Source organism: Marinobacter sp. HL-58 (assembly GCF_001314605.1).
Lineage (GTDB): Bacteria > Pseudomonadota > Gammaproteobacteria > Pseudomonadales > Oleiphilaceae > Marinobacter.
The window spans coordinates 240,152-258,424 of the sequence record NZ_LIHP01000018.1 but is presented as its reverse complement, the minus strand read 5'-3'; the positions used below and the strand labels follow the sequence as shown (position 1 = coordinate 258,424).

Sequence of the window (18,273 nt, the reverse complement as noted above, 5' to 3'; positions counted from 1 at the left end):
GGCTTCGGAGAAAGTGATCTGATCCATGGTGGCAACGAATCCTATGCGGTTGGCGATGGCCGTATTATCGCTGATTTCGAGACTTATTCAGAGTCTCCTTATATGTCGTGAATTACAATACATCCTTGCTGTATTCGACTGGCCACAAACAGCAACCTAAAAGTAGCAATAAAAATTGCCAATTGCCTACCTGTAAGCTTTTAATTATGTGATAGTTATCACGAACTTTCTAACTGATTGAACATTCAAAATAGGCCGCATTTTTCATAATTGCTCGCTTGATGGAAGCCAGCGAACATGTCCATATTGTAACCTCTAAACCAGAGCTGATAGGTATGATGAATACTCTTAACAAATCGGGAGGTGCTCATGGGCAAAGTGAAGAATCTGACAATAGGCGGTTTCTTAGTCGCGACAATACTAATTGCCGGCTGCGCCACCGTCGGCCAGGACTTTGCCACTCACAATGTGGACCAGATCGAAATCGGGGAGACCACCCGCGCGGATATCCAGGAAATGTTCGGTGAGCCCTGGCGCACTGGTGTTGAGGATGGCAAGCGCACCTGGACTTACGGAAAGTATCGCTGGTCTGCTTTTGGCGATGCTGAAACAACGGATCTGGTGGTGCGATTCAACAAGGATGGAACCGTGTCTTCCTACGTCTATAACACCACCGAATAAGTGTCGGCCTATCCGGAGATAGTGGAAATGGGTGATCAGCGCGATCCCGCTAATATCGAGGAGTTGCTGGATCGGATTGAGGCCGGGTATGCGGAGGAATCTCACGTTTCCATTGGTGAAATGATGGATTCGGTGGGGCGCAGGACCTTTGGCCCGGTGGTTCTGTTCGTCGGGTTGATTCTGGTGACCCCTTTGAGCGGTCTGCCGGGTATGCCGACTATGATGGGGCTGATCACGTTGTTAACCCTGGGGCAGATTCTGGTGGGCCGACGACATTTCTGGTTGCCGCGCTTGCTGGTGGAGCGGAGGGTGCCGCGCCGCAAGCTTGTACAGGGGCTGGAGCTGTTACGTCCGGGCGCGCGCCGGATTGATCGCCTGATCCGCCCCCGGTTCATCCTGCTGGTCAAGGGGCCGGGGCTCTATGTAATGGCCCTGGCCTGCATGGTCATTGCCACTGTCTTGCCCGCAACCGAGATTGTACCGTTCAGTGCCAGTATCGCGGGCCTGGCGCTTATGATGTTTGGCCTGGCAATGATTTCGAAGGACGGGCTCCTTGCGCTCTGTGCCTGGGGAATTGCACTGGCGGGCCCGGTTATGCTGGCGCGAATTACGTAAAACCGGGGATTCTGAGCTAGATTGTCATAAGAGGAACGCCTGATAATCTGGCGAAAAAGGAGAATCACCATGATACGTCTATTTTATCTGGTCTCTTCGATTGACAGTGCAAAGGAAATCTCCGACGACCTTCACGAGCATGGGGTTACTGACTGGCGTTTTCACATCGTCAGCAAGGACGAAGCAGGGCTCTATACCCATCAACTCCACACGGCCTCGATTCTTGATCGCACGGATCTGCCGAGGTTCGTGGAGCGCGGTGCCATCATCGGATTTATCCTGGCGCTGGCTTTCCTTGTTCCACTGGCATTGCTGGAGATTCTGAACATGCCGGCGGCTGCCTGGATCGCCCTGTTCATCTTTATTGTTGTTGCCGGGGGCTGGGTTGGCGGATTCGGCGGAATCCAGAGTGAGAACTACCGGATTGAGCCATTTCACGAGGATATTGAAGCAGGCAAGTACCTGATAATGGTGGATGCACCGAAGCAGTACGTTCCCAAGGTGAAGGAACTGATGACCAAGAATCATCCCGAAGCAGTCCTCCAGGGCCAGGATTCCAGCTTCAACAATCCGTTTGCCAGCAAGCGTCGTGGGTTAAAGCGGGCGTGACAGGCTGCAGGTACTTTTCCGGAATCACAGCATGAGCAAGACCGGTGTCGTGCTTACCGGTGGTGGCGCCAGGGCGGCCTATCAGGTGGGCGTCCTGCGCGCCATTGCCGATATGTATCCGGACTGGAGTCATCCGTTCAACGTGATCATCGGCACGTCCGCCGGCGCCATCAACGCGATGGCTGTGGCGGGCAATCGCGGGCTCTTTCGGCATAATATCGATCATCTCGAAAAAGTCTGGTCCGAGTTGACCATGGAGCGGGTTTTCCGGGCCGATACCATCAGTCTGATGCGCAGCTTCAGCAACATTGCCCGCAAACTGGTCAGCAGCCCCATCGAGAGCGGGCCGGTATCCTTTCTTAATAATTCGCCCTTGCGGAAGCTGCTGGAAAAGGAAATTGACCTTGATAATATCCGCAAGACCATCCGGGAAGGCCATATCGATGCGGTGGGCCTGAATGCCTGTGGCTATTCCACCGGGCAGAATATCTGTTTCTTTGAGGGGAAGGAGGGCCTGGAAGGCTGGTCAGTTGGCCAGCGAGGGGGCGCGCGTACGGAATTGTCAGTCAGTCATATTATGGCGTCGTCCGCGATTCCCACGCTGTTCAGGCCCGTAAAAATCAACCGTGAGTATTTTGGCGACGGTGTTACCCGGCAGATGGCCCATATCAGCCCGGCCCTGAGGCTCGGGGCCAGCAAGGTGCTGGTTATCGGCGTGAGTGCCAACGCCATGTGCCCACCCCACCGACCAGAGAAGCCCGGAATCCCGACACTCACCCAGGTGTTGGCCCATGTGTTCAATGGCATGTTTCTGGACACACTGGATTACGACATTGATCGCTCGCGCCTGATCAACCAGTTGCTGGAACTGATACCGGAGCAGCGGCTGAAGGAATCCGGGCTGGACCTGAGCCCCGTGGATATCCTGGAAATTTCACCCTCCGAACCCATTAACGACCTGGCCATGAAATACATCGATGCCATGCCCCTGGTCTTGCGGCGCCTTACCGGTGCCTCGGACACAGCGCCATTCTCCAGTGCCAACCTGGCCAGCTTCCTGCTGTTTGATAAACGCTTCTGCCGGGACCTGATTGAGCTGGGCTACCGGGATGGCCAGAGCCATGCCCGGCAGATCGAACGGTTTTTTGCCAAGGATGGCTGAACAATCAGCCCCTTAAGCCATTTACCAGCTTGTCGATGCTTTCCTTGGCGTCCCCAAACAGCATGCGGGTGTTGTCCTTGAAGAACAGCGGGTTCTCGACACCGGAATAACCGGTGGCCATGCCGCGCTTGAGTACCACCACCTGTCGTGCTTTCCAGACTTCCAGTACCGGCATGCCGGCGATGGGGCTGCCGGGATCCTCGGCGGCGGCCGGGTTGACGGTGTCGTTGGCCCCGATCACCAGCACCACGTCGGTGTCCGGGAAGTCGGCATTGAGTTCGTCCATTTCCAGCACGATGTCATAGGGCACATGCGCCTCCGCCAGCAGCACGTTCATGTGCCCGGGCAGGCGACCGGCAACCGGGTGAATGCCAAAGCGCACATTCACCCCCCGGTCCCGCAGGATTTTGGTCATTTCGCTGACCCCGTTCTGGGCCTGGGCCACCGCCATGCCGTAACCCGGCACGATGATCACCGAATCAGCGTTGCGCAGTTCCTCGCACACGTCATCCACCGTGGATTCGTGGACCGTCTGATCGGAATCGACAGCCGCGGAACTGCTGGTGGTCTGGCCAAAGCCGCCGAGAATCACGCTGATAAAGGATCGGTTCATGGCCTTGCACATGATGTAACTGAGGATGGCACCGCTGCTGCCCACCAGGGCACCGACCACAATCAGCAGATCATTGCCCAGCATGAAACCGATGGAGGCCGCCGCCCACCCGGAGTAGCTGTTGAGCATGGACACCACGACGGGCATATCCGCGCCACCGATGGCCATGATCAGGTGGATACCGAGCACCGAGGCAATCACCGTCATCACCACCAGCGCAAGAATGCCGAGTGCCATGCTTTCGGTACCCAGGAACCAGGCCCCGAGCAAGACGCAGGCGATGATCGCCACCAGGTTCATAAGGTGTCGGCCGGGCAAGGTCAGCGCCTTGCTGTCGATACGGCCGTCCAGTTTGCCGCAGGCCACCAGGGACCCGGTAAACGTCACCGCACCGATAAAGATGCCCACGAAGACTTCCACCAGTTTGATGGTGTGCTCGGTACCGCTGGTGGCGATCAGCGGCTCGATGTAGCCGGCAAAGCCCACCAGAACCGCTGCCAGGCCCACGAAGCTGTGGAGCAGGGCCACCAGTTGCGGCATCTGGGTCATTTCCACCTTGTTGGCAATGGGGATGCCGATAGCGGCACCCAGCAACACGGCGATCACAATAGCGGTAATGCCACCGTCACCAACGCTGGCGAGGGTAGCCCCCACCGCAATGATGATGCCGGCAACACCATACCAGTTACCCCGCCGCGCGGATTCCTGGTGGCTGAGGCCACCGAGGCTGAGGATAAAACAGATACTTGCGACCACGTAGGCCACGCTCACCAATCCTGTACTCATATCGGGCGTCTCCTACTTGCGGAACATTTTGAGCATGCGATGGGTGACCCGGAAGCCGCCCCCTATGTTGATGCTGGCAATCAGCACCGCGACAAAGGCCATGATGCCAACGGCGATATTCTCCGCCTGGGCCAGATGCAGAATGGCTCCGATCACAATGATGCCGCTGATGGCATTGGTTACGCTCATCAGAGGGGTGTGCAGTGAGGGCGTTACATTCCAGATCACCTGCCAGCCGATAAAGCAGGCCAGCACAAACACAGTGAAGTGCTGCAGGAAGCTTTCCGGCGCGTGGGCGCCCACACCATAGAGTGCCAGGGCGGTCACTATCAGCAGCGAGCCTTTACCGATCAGGCTGCGCCGGTCCGCGGCTTTTTTCGCCGCCGCTTTCTGTTCCGCAGAGGGTTCTTCCGTGCCGGGAGCCGGCTGGGGACTGACCGGGGCTTCCGGCTTGGGTGGTGGCCAGGTGACGTCCTCACCATTGACCACCGTCAGGCCACGGATAACGTCGTCCTCCATGTTGACCACCGGCTGGCCATCTTTTTCGGGGGTCAGTTCGGTCAACAGGTGAAACAGGTTGGTGGCGTAGAGATCGCTGGCCACCTTGGCCATACGGCTGGGCAGGTCGGTGTAGCCGATGAGCGTCACGCCGTGATGATGGGCCACCTTGCCCGGCTCGGTCAGCTCGCAGTTACCGCCACGCTCGGATGCCAGGTCGACAATCACGCTGCCGGGTTTCATGGACTTCACCATGTCGGCGGTAATCAGTTTCGGTGCCGGTTTGCCGGGAATCAGGGCGGTGGTGATGATGATATCCACCTCTTCCGCCTGCTCCGCAAACAGCGCCATCTCCGCCTTGATGAACTCATCGCTCATCTGCTTGGCATAGCCACCACTGCCACTGCCGTCCTCGTCATCGAAATCCAGCACCAGGAACTCGGCGCCCATGCTTTCGACCTGTTCCTTCACTTCCAGCCGGGTGTCAAAGGCCCGCACGATGGCGCCCATGCTGTTGGCGGCACCAATGGCGGCCAAACCAGCCACCCCGGCACCGATCACCATGATCTTCGCCGGCGGTACCTTGCCCGCTGCCGTCACCTGACCGGTAAAGAAACGCCCGAAGTTATTGGCTGCCTCAATCACCGCCCGATAGCCGGCAATATTGGCCATGGCACTGAGCGCGTCCATTTTCTGGGCGCGGCTGATACGGGGCAGGCTGTCGATGGCAAAGGAGGTAATCTTCCGCGCCGCCAGCTTTTCCAGCAGCTCCGGATTCTGGGCCGGCCAGATGTAACTGACCAGAAACGCCCCTTCCTTCATCAGGTCCACTTCGTGCTTACCGAGGGCGGGGTTTTCCATGGGGGCGCGGACTTTCAGAATGAAATCCGCCTCCTGCCACAGCGACTTGGTGTCGGCGGCGATGGCCGCTCCCACTTTCTCGTAGGCCTCGTCTGAATAGTTCGCGGCTTCGCCGGCACTGGTTTCAACCACCACCTCGTAACCAAGCCCGATGAGTTTATGAACAGAGGGCGGCGTGGCCGCCACCCGCCGCTCATCCTCGAAGATTTCCCTGGGGATACCGATTTTCATTGTTGTTACGTCCTCCGGATTGCCCGATGAACCAGATGTCTGGATACCTACATACTAGTGCAAGATCCCGGATCTGCCCGAAAAACGGAGGGTTAAAACAATACTCAGGAGCGTGATTGCAGCAGCGCCGCCAATGCCTGCTCGGACACACCATCCAGCATCGCACCCCGGAACTGCCGGTTGATAAACCGCTCGGTCTCCTGCTGAATGGCCTCCCGCTGCCCGGGCTTCTCGATGTAATCCATGGCGCGGAAAAGGATATAGCGGATGGTCATGCGGGAAATCTCGTGAATCGTCTCCGGCGGCACGGCACTGACCAGCCGCCGCTCGATAATATCCTCCGCCATCTCCCGGGCACTGGCATCCAGCTGCGACTCCAGGGCCCTCCGGAGTAAAGGCGACGGCCCATGCAGTTCCCTCACTGCCACCGTGGTTGCTGCCGGATTGGCCAGGAAGTAGTGGTACACAAACGTCACCGTGTCATGGGACGCCTGCTCAGACGATTCCGCCATTTGCCGCAGCTCACGAACTCCTGACTTCATGTCCTCTGCGATATAACTGAGTACCTGCAGGCCAAACTCGTCCAGGTTCTTGAAGTGGCGGTAAAAGGTATTCGGGTTCAGCCCGGCTTCCCGGGCAAGTTCCCGAAGGCCGAGAGAAGTAAGGCTGCGGCTTTGGTTGATTAACCGCAGCGCTGCCTGAATCAACTTTAGTTTTCCACCCGTCAAAACGCTCATGAAGTATCACCTTGGCTTGAAGGGGTAATTGGGGAGGCCTTTCCGAAACTGTGCGGAGCCATGGATGGCGGAGCTCAAGCGCCACATGGATGTGCTTGAGCGTGTTTCGGAAAGGCCTCCCCAATTGCCCCAAACTCCCGAACATAAGGACAAAGAGGACAGTCATTTATCAAACCAGGCCATTTGGTAATTTCAGTCTGAGCTGAAGTATACAGCTGTCTACTTCGTTGTGTATACATGTGTATACCGCCAATCATCATGGCGAAACATACAACAACAGGCAAGGCCAGAGCGCCAGCGAACAACGAGGTAGAACATGAGTCAGACAGCACAAATCGCCATCATCGGCACCGGCTTCTCCGGCCTGGGTATGGGCATCAAACTCAAGGAAGCCGGCTACCACAACTTCGTCATCCTCGAACAGAGCGACGACATCGGCGGCACCTGGCACGAAAACCACTACCCCGGCTGCGCCTGCGACGTCCAGTCTGCCCTCTACTCCTTCTCCTTCGAACAGAACCCCAACTGGAGCCGGATGTTCGCCCGGCAGAAAGAAATCCAGGCCTACCTGCGCCACTGCGCCCAGAAATACGGCCTGATGGAGCACATCCGCCTGAACACTCACGTGGCCGGCGCCCGGTTCGACGAAAACACCCAGAGCTGGACGATCGAGACCTGCGACAGCCCCAAACTCTGGGCCTACATGCAGCATGAAGGCCTGAACCCCGGCGACAAACTCGACCGTAAGGACAAGGATCTGCCTGAGTTCAGCTCCTTCAAGGCGGATGTCGTGGTTTCCGGCATGGGCGGCCTCAGCACACCGGCTTACCCCAACATCAAGGGCATCGACACCTTCACCGGCAAGAGCTTCCATTCCCAGGACTGGGACCACGATTACGACTTCAGAGGCAAGCGGGTAGCAGTGATCGGCACCGGTGCCTCGGCCATCCAGTTCGTACCGGAAGTGGCCAAGGACGCCGCCCACCTGGACTTGTACCAGCGTACACCGCCGTGGATCGTACCCAAGCCGGACCGGGAGATCCGTCCACTGGAGCGGATGATGTACAGGAGGTTCCCCCAAACCCTGAACGCCTTCCGCCAGAGCATCTACTGGATGCTGGAGGCCCGGGTGCTGGGCTTTGTAGGCAATCCCCGCATCCTCAAGATCGGCGAGCTACAGGCTCGCCGCCATATCCGCAACCAGATCAAGGACAGGGAACTGCGCAAAAAGGTCACTCCGGATTTCCACTTCGGCTGCAAGCGGGTACTGATTTCCAACAACTACTACCCGGCCCTGGCCCGGGACAACGTGGACGTGCTCACCGATGGCATCCGCGAAGTGCGGGGCAACGTGATTGTGGATAACAACGGCAACGAGCGGGAAGTGGACTGCATCATCTACGGTACCGGCTTCCGCGCCCAGGACCCGATCCCCGCCGGCATGGTATACGGCCGCAACGGCCAGGACCTGCTGGATGCCTGGAAAGACGGCGCCGAAGCCTACAAGGGCAGCACCATCGCCGGCTTCCCCAATTTTTTCATGCTCATGGGCCCCAACACAGGCCTGGGCCACAGCTCCATGGTGTACATGATCGAAAGCCAGATCCAGTATGTGCTGGATGCCCTGAAACAGATGGACAAGCACGGCTGGAAGAGCGTGGAAGTGAAGGAAGACGCCCAGAGCCGATACAACGCCTCGATTCACGCCAAACTGGGGGATTCTGTTTGGCAAACCGGTTGCAAGAGCTGGTATGTGAACGAAAACGGCAAGAACACCACGCTGTGGCCGGGCTTCACCTGGCAGTTCCGCCAGCAGACGAAGCGGTTTGATGCGCAGCAGTATGTGTGTGAGCCCGAAGCGGTGGAAGTAGGAGAGGCTGCGCCTGCATTGTAGGCTGCCTGATCATAGTCTTACCCAATATGGGCAAAATTTTGCCCATATTGGGTAGTCTAATAAGGTTCGTAAAGCTATGCCCCTGGCGCCAACTGCGGAAAATACCAGGGTTCCGCATGTTCAGGAATCTCCCATTTCAGCGGAGAGCGGGTGCTGGTCTCACTCAGCAGGCCGTCCTGTTTCATCTGGTTCAACAACCTGCGTGCGCTGCGTTCGTGCATTCCCGTTAGTGCAATCGCCTGCTTGCGATCAAGGGATCCCTGGATGAAGGCATTGAACAGCACCAGAGCGGCTGTTGATTTCAGTTCGGCATCGACACCCGGAACCCGCTTATCGTTGCGAGCCATCACGTAACGGTCAATTCGTTCCCTGAGCTTTTCGAGTGCGAGCAGGTCTGACATATAGTTTGCCTGGTCGAGGGCTGTGTCCAGAACGAACTCGCAGAATTCCATCAATCCCGTCTGGCTGAGATAGCCTCTGCCATCACTGTTCCCTTGTCTGGGATAATCCGCCCGGGCCAGCGCCGCCTTATAGGTTTCCGCCGATCGCGCCAGACCACGGCTGAGGCACCAGACACCGTAACTCTCAAGCCCGGCGGCTTTCAGTGCGGCATCCGTCCACAACCGGATAACACGACCATTGCCGTCAAGGAATGGATGAATCCAGAGAAAGCGGTGGTGGGCTGCGGCAATGGCGATCAGTTTGTGGTCACCGCTATATTTTCTGGGATGATATTCCTCGCAGAACCGTGGCATTAGCGCGGGGAGGGCCTGATGCTCTGGCGGCACATGCCTACCAATCTCAACGTCACGCTGGCGCCATTGTCCCGGCTCAACCAATTCCAGGAGAGTGCCTTTTTGATCACGAACTTCCCTGAGTGAGTCCGGCACTTGGGCATAGAAGCGCTGGTGAAGCTTCAGCATGAACTCTGGCGAATAGATCTCATCCAGTTCCGGGGCTTTGGCATACAGCCACTTCTGAACCTCGATATGGGCAAGCGATTCCCTTTGCAGGTCACGTTTTACCGGATCATCGCTGTAGTGTCCCTTTTGGGCCTGGCGAATCTCATGTGGCTGTGTTCGGTTACCTTCAATCAAGTTGGAGTAGTAGGAATTGATGACCGCCATGTGCAGTCGAAGGGTTTCGGCGCTTTCCGGAGACAGTTGTCCGGCCAGCCTTGCAGAGATCCGGTTTAGCTCCATGGCCTTGTCTGGCAGGGCTGATTTTCTAAGTGCCTGCTCTCCGGGTACGAAGGGGGCAAGGTCCATTATTGAGGCTGCGGCCATGGAAGTTCCAGTAATTCTGTCCGGTTAATTGTCCGAATTATTTATTTATAAATTATTGAGATATAATGATATTTGATACAATTTAATTAAACTAATAGAATTTTTGTCCGGTTCTGTGTCCGGGTTGATGGTTAGGTTAGCTCACCGATGACTTGATCGCCAGCTTTCCCTACATCATGGTTTTGTATAAGGGAAGCAACAGGAGTGCGCGACATGACCCAACTAACCCTACCTGATAGATCCCGGATTCTGGAGGCTGAGCGGCGTATTCGACCACACCTGGGCGAAACACCGCTTCTGAATGTGCCGGATCTGAATGCCGCAATGTCCCAGCCGCTGGGTTTGAAGTGTGAGAGCCTCCAGCGCACCGGCAGCTTCAAGGCCCGTGGTGCGTTGAACTGGCTGCTGACGGCGTCCGAACACGAGCTCGAGGCCGGCCTGGTGACGGTCTCGGCCGGTAACCACGCCATCGCCCTGGCTTGGGCGGCGGCCATGCAGCATGTGCCGCTCACCGTGGTCATGCCTGAAGGCTCCAGCCCCCTGAAGATTCGCCGTACCAGAGAACTGGGTGCCGAGGTGATGGTTCAAGGCACCATTCAGCAAGCCGTAGCCCTGTGTCACCAGATGCGGGATGAGCAGGGGCTGACCCTGGTGCATCCCTATAACGATGTCCGCATCATGGCCGGGCAGGGCACGGTTGGCCTGGAATTGCTGCGTCAGCAGCCGGTTGTGGATCGGGTGCTGTGCCCCATTGGCGGAGGCGGGCTGATCTCCGGTCTGGGGCTGGCCATCAAGGCGCAGCGGCCGGAGGTTGAGCTGATTGGCGTGGAGCCGGAAGGCGCAGCCACCATGTTCAATGCCTGGCAAAAACAGGATGCCACAGCCAGCCTGGACTCGGTGGCTACCTGGGCCGCGAGCCTGGCGCCAGCGGTGGTGGGGGATTGCACCTACGCCGCCTCCCGCCAGGTGGTGGACCGGATTGTGACGGTTTCCGAGGCGGGTATCCGGGAGGCAACCCGACGGCTGCTGACCGAGGCCAGGCTCTATGTCGAGCCCGGCGCCAGCGTAGGCCTGGCAGCGTTACTGGAAAACCAGGTTCCGCCGGAACCAGAAAAGAACACGGTTCTGATCATTACCGGCGGCAACCTGGACCCGGAGCAGGTCAGTCAGTGCCTGTGACGGGTTAAAGCACCACGCCTAGCTGACCAGCGTGCCGCCATCCACCGCCAGGCACTGCCCGGTGATGTGCCGCCCGGCCTCGGAGGCCAGTAACACCGCCGCACCCTTGAGATCCTCCTCGCCGCCGAAGCGGTTCAGGGGAATGCGCTCGAGCATCTTCTCACCCTGGGCATCCAGCAGCCCCTGGGACATCTTCGACGGGAAGAAGCCCGGGCACAGGGCGTTCACATTGATGTTGTAATGGCCCCATTCGGAGGCCAGGGCACGGGTGAAGTTCACCATGGCGCCCTTGCTGGTGTTGTAGGCGATGGTTTTCATACCTTCCGGGTTGCCGGACAGGCCCGCGATGGAGGCTATGTTGATCACCTTGCCGGTGTGGCGGGGAATCATGCAGCGCTTGCCCACAGTCTGGGTCAGGAAGAAGGCGGCGTTGACGTTCAGGTTCATCACCTTCATCCAGCCTTCCGCCGGGTAGTCCTCGGCAGGGGCACCCCAGGTAGCGCCGGCGTTGTTGACCAGGATGTCGATGTCACCCAGCTGGCTGACCACCTGATCCACCACGCCCGGAATGCCTTCCAGGTCGGAGAGGTCGGCGGCGATGGTGATCACTTCCACCCCCTGGCTTTCCAGGTGCGCCCTGGCCTCGTCCAGCTCATGCTGCTTGCGGGCACTGATGGCGATTCTGGCCCCCAGTTCCCCCAGGGCTTCGGCCATCTGCAGGCCCAGGCCGCGTGAGCCTCCGGTGATAAAGGCGACCTTGCCGGTCAGATCCAGTAACTGTTTTACACTCATGGTGATCTCCTTGGAATATCAGGCGGTCTTTGCCAGCAGGCCATCACTGACCTGGGCCAGGTGATGATTGGCATCGCCGAACAGCAGGTTGATCAGCGTCAGGCGCTTGAACAGGTGGGCGGCGAACATCTCGTCGGTCACACCCATACCACCGTGCAACTGAACCCCTTCCTGGCCCACGTAGCGGGCGGCCTGGCCCACCAGGGTCTTGGCCATGGAGATGGCCTCCCGGCGGCTGGCGCGATCATCGGAGTCCGCCTCGCTGGCAGCCAGGATAGCCATGGTTCTGGCCTGCTCGGTCTGGATAAACATATCCGCCATGCGGTGCTGCAGCACCTGGAACTTGCCGATGGGCACCCCGAACTGCTTGCGGGTCTTGACGTATTCCAGCGTGGCCGCGTTCATGGCGTCCATGGCCCCGACGGCTTCGGCGCACAGGGCCGCGATGCCGAGGTCCACGGTTCTTTCGATCACCGGGAAGGCCTTGTCGATGGTGCCAATCAGGCTGTCGGCACTGACGGTGACGTTGCTGAAGCTGATCTCGGCGGTGCGGTGGCCGTCGTGGGTGGCGAAGTCGTCCACCTGAATACCCTTGGTGCCGATATCCACCAGGAACAGCGAAAGACCGCTTTCGTCGTTGATGCCGCCACTGGTGCGGGCAGAGACAATGAGCTGGTTCGCCTGGCCGCCGTGCAGCACGGTGGTTTTCTGGCCGCTGATCTGGAAATGATCGCCGTCCTTGCGGGCGGTGGTTTGTACATGGCTTAGGTTATAGCGGCCGCCTGGCTCATAGTGGGCCAGAGCCAGAAGACGCTCACCACTGGCGATGCCCGGCAGGATATCGGCTTTCTGGGCATCATTACCGGCATCCCGGATCAGCCCGCCGGCCAGAACCACGGTTGCCAGGTAGGGCTCCACCACCAGGCCGCGGCCGAAGTTTTCCATCACCACCATGGTGTCGATGGCGTTGCCACCCAGGCCGTCATAGTCCTCGGGAAAGGTGAAACCCAGCAGGCCCATTTCCGCGAAGGTGTTCCAGGTGGTTTTGTCGGTGCCGGCGCCCGAGCGGATGATCTCCTGGCGTTTCTCGAAGCCGTACTCATTGGCCACGAAGCGACGCAGGGAGTCGTTGAGCATTTGCTGTTCTTCGGTCAGATCAAAATTCATATCGTCTCTCCAAGCTCTTAGAGAAGCTGAGGGCTCTCTTTACAGGCTGATGGCTCTACAGACCAAGCACAAGCTGGGCAATGATATTGCGCTGGATCTCGTTGGACCCGCCAAAGATCGACAGCTTGCGCATGTTGAAGTAATCGCCCGCTGACGGCGTGGCATCGATCGAGCCCGCACGTGGCCCGTTGTAGTCCAGCTCCAGCGCCTCAGGGATATGGGCAACGGAATCCTGGCCGCCCGCCTCCATCAGCATCTCGAACAGCTGCTGGCCGATCTCGGTACCGCGAATCTTCAGGATGGACGCCTGGGGCCCGGGGCCACGCTTGTCGGTCAGCACCCGCAGAACCGTCAGCTCAAGAGCACGCAGTTCGGCATCCAGCTGCGCCAAACGGTCGCGGAAGCGGGTGTTCTCGATCAACGGCCGCTGACCGTCCTGCTCCTGCCGCGCTACTTCCTTCAGGCGCTTCATCAACGCCTTCCACTGGCCCACGTTAGCCAGGCCGGTGCGCTCATGGCCCAGCAGGAACTTGGCGTAGGTCCAGCCCTGGTTTTCCTCACCGATCAGGTTCTCGGCAGGGACTTTGACGTTGTCGAAGTACACCTCGTTAATCTCATGCTCACCATCCAGCATGATGATGGGCTTCACATCGATGCCCGGGGTGTTCATATCGATCAGCAGGAATGAAATCCCCTGCTGCGGCTTGCCTTCGTTGCTGGTACGCACCAGGCAGAAAATCCAGTCGGCGTGCTGGCCCAGGGTGGTCCAGGTTTTCTGGCCATTGACGATGTAGTGATCGCCTTCCCGCTTGGCGGACGTACGCAGCGATGCCAGATCGGAACCGGCACCGGGTTCAGAGTAACCCTGGCACCACCAGTCTTCGCCGCTCAAAATGCCTGGCAGGAAACGCCGTTTCTGCTCGTCGTTACCAAACGTCATGATGACGGGCCCAACCATGCGCAGCCCAAAATCCAGCTGGCGCGGGGCGCCCGCCAGGGCACATTCTTCTTCAAAGATAATCTGCTGAATCGGATCCCATCCGGTCCCGCCGAATTCGGTCGGCCAGGTGGAAGCCCCCCAGCCTTTCTCAAACAGTATCTTCTGCCACCGCTCGGTCATGGCTTTGTCCGGCCGCAGCCGTTTCTGTACACGCTCTCGGATGTCATCAGGCAGGTTGTCTTCAAGAAACTGTCGAACTTCAGCGCGGAACGCCTCTTGTTCGGGGGTGTAATTCAGATCCATGTTGCACCTCTTGTCTGTTTGGCTGAGGTAAATGGTTTTTTGGCTTTTGGGGCTGCCTGTTGGTTCTTAATGCCGGGTCTGCGGCTTTAGGTGGTTGCGCCAGGCGGGGAGACCCTTTCGAAACACGCTCCTTCGGCACATCCATGTGACGCTTGGGCTCCGCCATCCCTGGCTCCGCACAGTTTCGAAAGGGTCTCCCCGCCCGGCGCTTCGAGTAAGTGCGTGCCTGCTCTTGTCGTTGCATTAGGCGGTTACCGCCAAGCGTTCAAAAGTTGCACCTGTCGGCCATCGCACAAAACTATGGGCGGCTGTTGGGTAGGGGGCTCCAAAACCGTGCGGAGCCATGGATGGCGGAGCTCGAGCGTCACATGGATGTGCCGAAGGAGCGCGTTTTGGAGCCCCCTACCCAACAGGTGCCTCCACCCAAGCAATAGGCAAACAGAGCTTTAGGCAACCTCAAACAATCCGGCAGCCCCCATACCAGTACCGACGCACATAGTGACGACCACGTACTTAACACCCCGGCGCTTACCTTCGATCAGGGCGTGGCCGACCAGGCGGGAGCCGGTGGTGCCGTAGGGGTGGCCGACGGCGATGGCGCCGCCGTTGACGTTCAAGCGGTCCATGGGGATGCCCAGTTTGCGCTGGCAATAGAGGACCTGAACGGCGAAGGCTTCGTTGAGCTCCCACAGGCCGATGTCGTCGACGGTCAGGCCGGCGCGCTTGAGTAGTTTGGGAACCGCGAAGACCGGGCCGATGCCCATTTCGTCGGGTTCGCAACCGGCAACGGCAAAGCCGCGGAAGATGCCGAGTGGAGCAACGCCGCGCTGTTCGGCGATTTTGCTGTCCATCAGTACGCAGGCCGAGGCGCCGTCGGAGAACTGGCTGGCGTTGCCGGCGGTGACCACGCCGCCTTCCATTGCCGAGCGGATCTTGCTGACGCCCTCCAGGTTGGTGTCGGGGCGGATGCCCTCGTCCTGGCTGACGGTGACTTCCTGGCTGCTGAGCTGGCCGGTGGCCTTGTCGGCGACGCCCATGGTGGTGGTGATGGGCACAATTTCGTCGTCGAACTTGCCGTCTTCACGGGCCTTGGCGGCCAGGGTCTGGCTGCGTACGCCGTATTCGTCCATGTCTTCTTTCTTGATGTCGTAGCGCTTGGCGACGGTTTCAGCGGTGTCCAGCATGGACCAGTACAGCTCCGGCTTGTTCTTCGCCAGCCAGGGTTCCATGAAGTAGTTCTGGTTCACGTTCGCCTGCACCGTGGAGATTGACTCCACGCCGCCTGCGACCATCACTGGCACACGGTCCACGGCGATGTGGTGGGCCGCCATGGCGATGGCCTGCAGGCCGGAAGAGCAGAAGCGGTTGATGGTGGCGCCGGCCACGGACACTGGCAGGCCGGCGCGGATGGCGCCCATGCGGGCGACGTCGTTGCCGGTGGAGCCTTCTGGCAGGGCGCAGCCCATCAGCACGTCTTCGATTTCGTTGGGGTCGACTTTCGAGCGCTCGACCGCGTGCTGGATGGCATGGCCGGCCAGGGTGGCGCCGTGGGTCATGTTCAGGCCGCCGCGCCAGGATTTGGCCAGGGGCGTGCGGGCGGTGGATACGATGACAACATCATTGGACATAATAATTCTCCGAAAAAATTCGTGGACCGATTATTTAGCGTCGAAACCCTTGCCTTCCTCAGCGCGCTTCGCGAGCAGCGCTGCGGGCTCCCAGAAACCAGGCTGGGTGTGGCGGTCTTCGGTAAAGGCCTGCATGGCGCGCACCACGTTGGGAAGGCCGACTTCCTCGGCGTAGTGCATAGGGCCACCACGGAACACGGGGAAGCCGTAACCGGTCAGGTACACCATGTCGATGTCAGAAGCGCGCTGGGCGATGCCTTCGTCCAGGATCTGGGCGCCTTCGTTAACCAGGGCGTACACGCAGCGCTCGACGATTTCCTGGTTGCTGATCTTGCGCGGAGTGATGCCAAGCTCGGCGCGCACTTCGTCCACCACCTTGTCCACTTCCGGGTCGTGGAGGGCGTTGCGGTTGCCCGGCTCGTAGCGGTAGAAACCGGCGCCGGTCTTCTGGCCATAGCGGCCCATTTCGCACAGGCGGTCGGCGACCACCATCTTCACCATGTCCGGGTTTTCCTCGTACTGGCGCTTGCGGATGGCCCAGCCGATGTCGCCGCCGGCCAGGTCTGCCATGCGCAGCGGGCCCATGGCAAAGCCGAACTTCTCGATGGCCTTGTCGATCTGCTGCACACTGGCGCCTTCCTCTAGCATCAACAGGGCTTCCCGCTGGTACTGGTTGATCATGCGGTTGCCGATAAAGCCGTCGCACACGCCGGAGACCACGGCGGTCTTCTTGATCGCCTTGGCCAGTTTCATGGCAGTGGCCAGCACGTCCTTGGCGGTTTTCTCACCGCGCACCACTTCCAGCAGCTTCATGATGTTGGCGGGGCTGAAGAAGTGCAGGCCGATGACGTCTTCCGGCCGCTTGGTAAAGCTGGCGATCTTGTTGAGATCCAGGGTGGAGGTGTTGGAGGCCAGAATGGCGCCTGGCTTGCACACTTCGTCCAGCTTCTCGAACACGGACTGTTTCACGCCCATTTCCTCGAAGACGGCTTCGATCACCAGATCCACATTGCTCAGGTCGTCATAGCTCAGAGATGGGGTCAGCAACGCCATCTTGGCCTTGGCGTCGTCTTCGCTCATGCGGCCCTTCTTCACCCGGCCTTCATAGACCTTCCGGATGGCTTCAACGCCACGGTCCAGGCCTTCCTGCTTCATTTCCACCAGGATCACCGGGATACCGGCGTTGAGGAAGTTGATGCTGATGCCGGTGCCCATGGTGCCGCCGCCGATCACGCCCACGGTTTTAATGTCACGAACCGGAGTGTCAGAGGGTACATCGGCAATCTTGCTGGTCAGGCGCTCGGAGAAGAACGCGTGGCGCAGGGCACGGGATTCCGGTGTCTGCATCAGGTTTACGAAGGCTTCGCGCTCCACTTTCATGCCCTTGTCGAACGGCATGGTTACGGCGGCTTTCACGGCGTCGACGCACTTGAGGGGCGCCGGGTAGTTCTTGGCCATGGCACCCACGGTGTTGCGGGTGAACATGAAGAAGCCTTCCGGATTCGGGTGCTTCGCTTTCAGGTCACGCACTTTCTTCAGCGGCAGGTTTTCGCTGACCACCTTGGTGGCGTAGGCAATGGCGGCATCAAGCAATTCGCCATCGACAATTTCATCGAACAGGGCGCTGCCCTTGAACTGCTTGGCGGGCACCACACTGCCGGAGACGATCATGTTCAGGGCATGCTCGGCACCAATCACGCGCGGTAGGCGCTGGGTACCACCGGCACCGGGCAGGAGGCCCAGCTTCACTTCCGGCAGGGCAATCTGGGCATCCGGCTTGGCAATGCGGTAATGACAACCCAGGGCCAGCTCCAACCCGCCACCCATACAGGCACCGCTGATGGCAGCGATCACTGGCTTGCGGCTGGTTTCCACGTAGTTGATGACGGTGTTCAGGTTGGGTTCGGCGGTGGCCTTGTCGGTGCCGAACTCACTGATGTCGGCGCCACCGGAGAAGGCACGGTCGGAGCCAATCAGCACAACGGCTTTCACCGCATCATCGGCTTCGGCTTTGAGAATGCCGTTCACAATGCCCTGGCGCAGGGCCAGGCCCAGGCCGTTGACCGGCGGGTTGTCGAGTCGGATAACGGCGATATTGCCGTTAAGGTCGTAATGGGCGGTACTCATTGGGCAGCTCCCTGGTACTGGAATCGGGTTAATCGATGGTGTGAAGACCCTTGCTGAAATCTCCATACACTGGTGTATTGTTGATCCATACACTAATGTATGTTCCAGATGCGGTCAATGGTTTAAAGTTCTCGTATCCACCGCTGAACATCGAAGTAAGCGGA

At 59.0% G+C, this 18,273-nt stretch carries 15 protein-coding genes; 6 read left to right on the top strand and 9 right to left on the bottom strand.

What is annotated here, in order from left to right; all coding sequences use genetic code 11:
- Nucleotides 1-369 precede the first annotated feature (369 nt).
- The 4 genes from bamE (at nucleotide 370) to HLUCCO03_RS17255 (ending at nucleotide 3,067) form a co-directional block, all read left to right on the top strand.
- Entirely contained in the window at nucleotides 370-681 is a 312-nt protein-coding gene (gene bamE, locus HLUCCO03_RS17270; RefSeq protein WP_027830182.1) for an outer membrane protein assembly factor BamE, read from the top strand.
- Between the two features lie 27 nt (nucleotides 682-708).
- Nucleotides 709-1,296 carry an exopolysaccharide biosynthesis protein gene (locus HLUCCO03_RS17265; protein ID WP_027830181.1) on the top strand — a complete coding sequence of 196 codons (588 nt, stop codon included), beginning with the start codon at nucleotides 709-711 and terminating at the stop codon, nucleotides 1,294-1,296.
- A gap of 69 nt (nucleotides 1,297-1,365) precedes the next feature.
- Nucleotides 1,366-1,905, top strand: a complete 540-nt coding sequence (locus HLUCCO03_RS17260; protein WP_027830180.1) for a hypothetical protein — start codon at nucleotides 1,366-1,368, stop codon at nucleotides 1,903-1,905.
- A gap of 31 nt (nucleotides 1,906-1,936) precedes the next feature.
- Nucleotides 1,937-3,067: a patatin-like phospholipase family protein gene (locus HLUCCO03_RS17255; RefSeq protein ID WP_027830179.1), complete on the top strand. Its 1,131-nt coding sequence runs from the start codon at nucleotides 1,937-1,939 to the stop codon at nucleotides 3,065-3,067.
- A 4-nt stretch (nucleotides 3,068-3,071) separates the two neighbouring features.
- Here HLUCCO03_RS17255 and pntB read toward each other — a convergent pair whose 3' ends face one another.
- The 3 genes from pntB to HLUCCO03_RS17240 form a co-directional block, all read right to left on the bottom strand.
- The gene (gene pntB / locus HLUCCO03_RS17250) at nucleotides 3,072-4,466 is read right to left on the bottom strand and encodes a Re/Si-specific NAD(P)(+) transhydrogenase subunit beta (RefSeq protein WP_027830178.1); all 1,395 of its coding nucleotides are present in this window, start codon (nucleotides 4,464-4,466) and stop codon (nucleotides 3,072-3,074) included.
- Between the two features lie 12 nt (nucleotides 4,467-4,478).
- Entirely contained in the window at nucleotides 4,479-6,056 is a 1,578-nt protein-coding gene (locus tag HLUCCO03_RS17245) for a Re/Si-specific NAD(P)(+) transhydrogenase subunit alpha (protein WP_027830177.1), read from the bottom strand.
- 104 nt (nucleotides 6,057-6,160) lie between these two features.
- On the bottom strand, nucleotides 6,161-6,793 hold the full coding sequence (locus HLUCCO03_RS17240) for a TetR family transcriptional regulator (protein ID WP_027830176.1): 633 nt from the start codon (nucleotides 6,791-6,793) through the stop codon (nucleotides 6,161-6,163).
- A gap of 316 nt (nucleotides 6,794-7,109) precedes the next feature.
- Between HLUCCO03_RS17240 and HLUCCO03_RS17235 the strand changes: the two genes are divergently transcribed.
- Complete coding sequence (locus tag HLUCCO03_RS17235) at nucleotides 7,110-8,687, top strand: NAD(P)/FAD-dependent oxidoreductase (RefSeq protein ID WP_027830175.1); 1,578 nt, start codon at nucleotides 7,110-7,112, stop codon at nucleotides 8,685-8,687.
- A gap of 74 nt (nucleotides 8,688-8,761) precedes the next feature.
- On the opposite strand, the gene HLUCCO03_RS17230 is transcribed toward HLUCCO03_RS17235, so the two are convergent.
- Nucleotides 8,762-9,973 carry a Fic family protein gene (locus HLUCCO03_RS17230; RefSeq protein ID WP_292016753.1) on the bottom strand — a complete coding sequence of 404 codons (1,212 nt, stop codon included), beginning with the start codon at nucleotides 9,971-9,973 and terminating at the stop codon, nucleotides 8,762-8,764.
- Nucleotides 9,974-10,186: 213 nt separating this feature from the next.
- Between HLUCCO03_RS17230 and HLUCCO03_RS17225 the strand changes: the two genes are divergently transcribed.
- Nucleotides 10,187-11,152, top strand: a complete 966-nt coding sequence (locus HLUCCO03_RS17225; RefSeq protein ID WP_027830173.1) for a threonine/serine dehydratase — start codon at nucleotides 10,187-10,189, stop codon at nucleotides 11,150-11,152.
- Nucleotides 11,153-11,170: 18 nt separating this feature from the next.
- Here the strand turns inward: HLUCCO03_RS17225 and HLUCCO03_RS17220 are convergent, their stop codons facing one another.
- From HLUCCO03_RS17220 to HLUCCO03_RS17200, 5 genes are all read right to left on the bottom strand, one after another.
- Nucleotides 11,171-11,944, bottom strand: a complete 774-nt coding sequence (locus HLUCCO03_RS17220; RefSeq protein ID WP_027830172.1) for an SDR family oxidoreductase — start codon at nucleotides 11,942-11,944, stop codon at nucleotides 11,171-11,173.
- Between the two features lie 18 nt (nucleotides 11,945-11,962).
- Nucleotides 11,963-13,111 (bottom strand): acyl-CoA dehydrogenase, encoded by a 1,149-nt coding sequence (locus HLUCCO03_RS17215; protein WP_027830171.1) that lies wholly within the window; start codon nucleotides 13,109-13,111, stop codon nucleotides 11,963-11,965.
- Nucleotides 13,112-13,166: 55 nt separating this feature from the next.
- Nucleotides 13,167-14,354: an acyl-CoA dehydrogenase family protein gene (locus HLUCCO03_RS17210; RefSeq protein ID WP_027830170.1), complete on the bottom strand. Its 1,188-nt coding sequence runs from the start codon at nucleotides 14,352-14,354 to the stop codon at nucleotides 13,167-13,169.
- A gap of 446 nt (nucleotides 14,355-14,800) precedes the next feature.
- Nucleotides 14,801-15,982, bottom strand: a complete 1,182-nt coding sequence (locus HLUCCO03_RS17205) for an acetyl-CoA C-acyltransferase (protein WP_027830169.1) — start codon at nucleotides 15,980-15,982, stop codon at nucleotides 14,801-14,803.
- A 30-nt stretch (nucleotides 15,983-16,012) separates the two neighbouring features.
- Nucleotides 16,013-18,109 (bottom strand): 3-hydroxyacyl-CoA dehydrogenase NAD-binding domain-containing protein, encoded by a 2,097-nt coding sequence (locus tag HLUCCO03_RS17200; RefSeq protein WP_027830168.1) that lies wholly within the window; start codon nucleotides 18,107-18,109, stop codon nucleotides 16,013-16,015.
- Nucleotides 18,110-18,273 lie beyond the last annotated feature (164 nt).

Bases quoted from the DNA above. Each gene is read 5' to 3' on its own strand.
- bamE (WP_027830182.1), top strand. From the start codon at position 370: ATGGGCAAAGTGAAGAATCTGACAATAGGCGGTTTCTTAGTCGCGACA.
- HLUCCO03_RS17265 (WP_027830181.1), top strand. From the start codon at position 709: ATGGGTGATCAGCGCGATCCCGCTAATATCGAGGAGTTGCTGGATCGG.
- HLUCCO03_RS17260 (WP_027830180.1), top strand. From the start codon at position 1,366: ATGATACGTCTATTTTATCTGGTCTCTTCGATTGACAGTGCAAAGGAA.
- HLUCCO03_RS17255 (WP_027830179.1), top strand. From the start codon at position 1,937: ATGAGCAAGACCGGTGTCGTGCTTACCGGTGGTGGCGCCAGGGCGGCC.
- pntB (WP_027830178.1), bottom strand. From the start codon at position 4,466: ATGAGTACAGGATTGGTGAGCGTGGCCTACGTGGTCGCAAGTATCTGT.
- HLUCCO03_RS17245 (WP_027830177.1), bottom strand. From the start codon at position 6,056: ATGAAAATCGGTATCCCCAGGGAAATCTTCGAGGATGAGCGGCGGGTG.
- HLUCCO03_RS17240 (WP_027830176.1), bottom strand. From the start codon at position 6,793: ATGAGCGTTTTGACGGGTGGAAAACTAAAGTTGATTCAGGCAGCGCTG.
- HLUCCO03_RS17235 (WP_027830175.1), top strand. From the start codon at position 7,110: ATGAGTCAGACAGCACAAATCGCCATCATCGGCACCGGCTTCTCCGGC.
- HLUCCO03_RS17230 (WP_292016753.1), bottom strand. From the start codon at position 9,973: ATGGCCGCAGCCTCAATAATGGACCTTGCCCCCTTCGTACCCGGAGAG.
- HLUCCO03_RS17225 (WP_027830173.1), top strand. From the start codon at position 10,187: ATGACCCAACTAACCCTACCTGATAGATCCCGGATTCTGGAGGCTGAG.
- HLUCCO03_RS17220 (WP_027830172.1), bottom strand. From the start codon at position 11,944: ATGAGTGTAAAACAGTTACTGGATCTGACCGGCAAGGTCGCCTTTATC.
- HLUCCO03_RS17215 (WP_027830171.1), bottom strand. From the start codon at position 13,111: ATGAATTTTGATCTGACCGAAGAACAGCAAATGCTCAACGACTCCCTG.
- HLUCCO03_RS17210 (WP_027830170.1), bottom strand. From the start codon at position 14,354: ATGGATCTGAATTACACCCCCGAACAAGAGGCGTTCCGCGCTGAAGTT.
- HLUCCO03_RS17205 (WP_027830169.1), bottom strand. From the start codon at position 15,982: ATGTCCAATGATGTTGTCATCGTATCCACCGCCCGCACGCCCCTGGCC.
- HLUCCO03_RS17200 (WP_027830168.1), bottom strand. From the start codon at position 18,109: ATGAGTACCGCCCATTACGACCTTAACGGCAATATCGCCGTTATCCGA.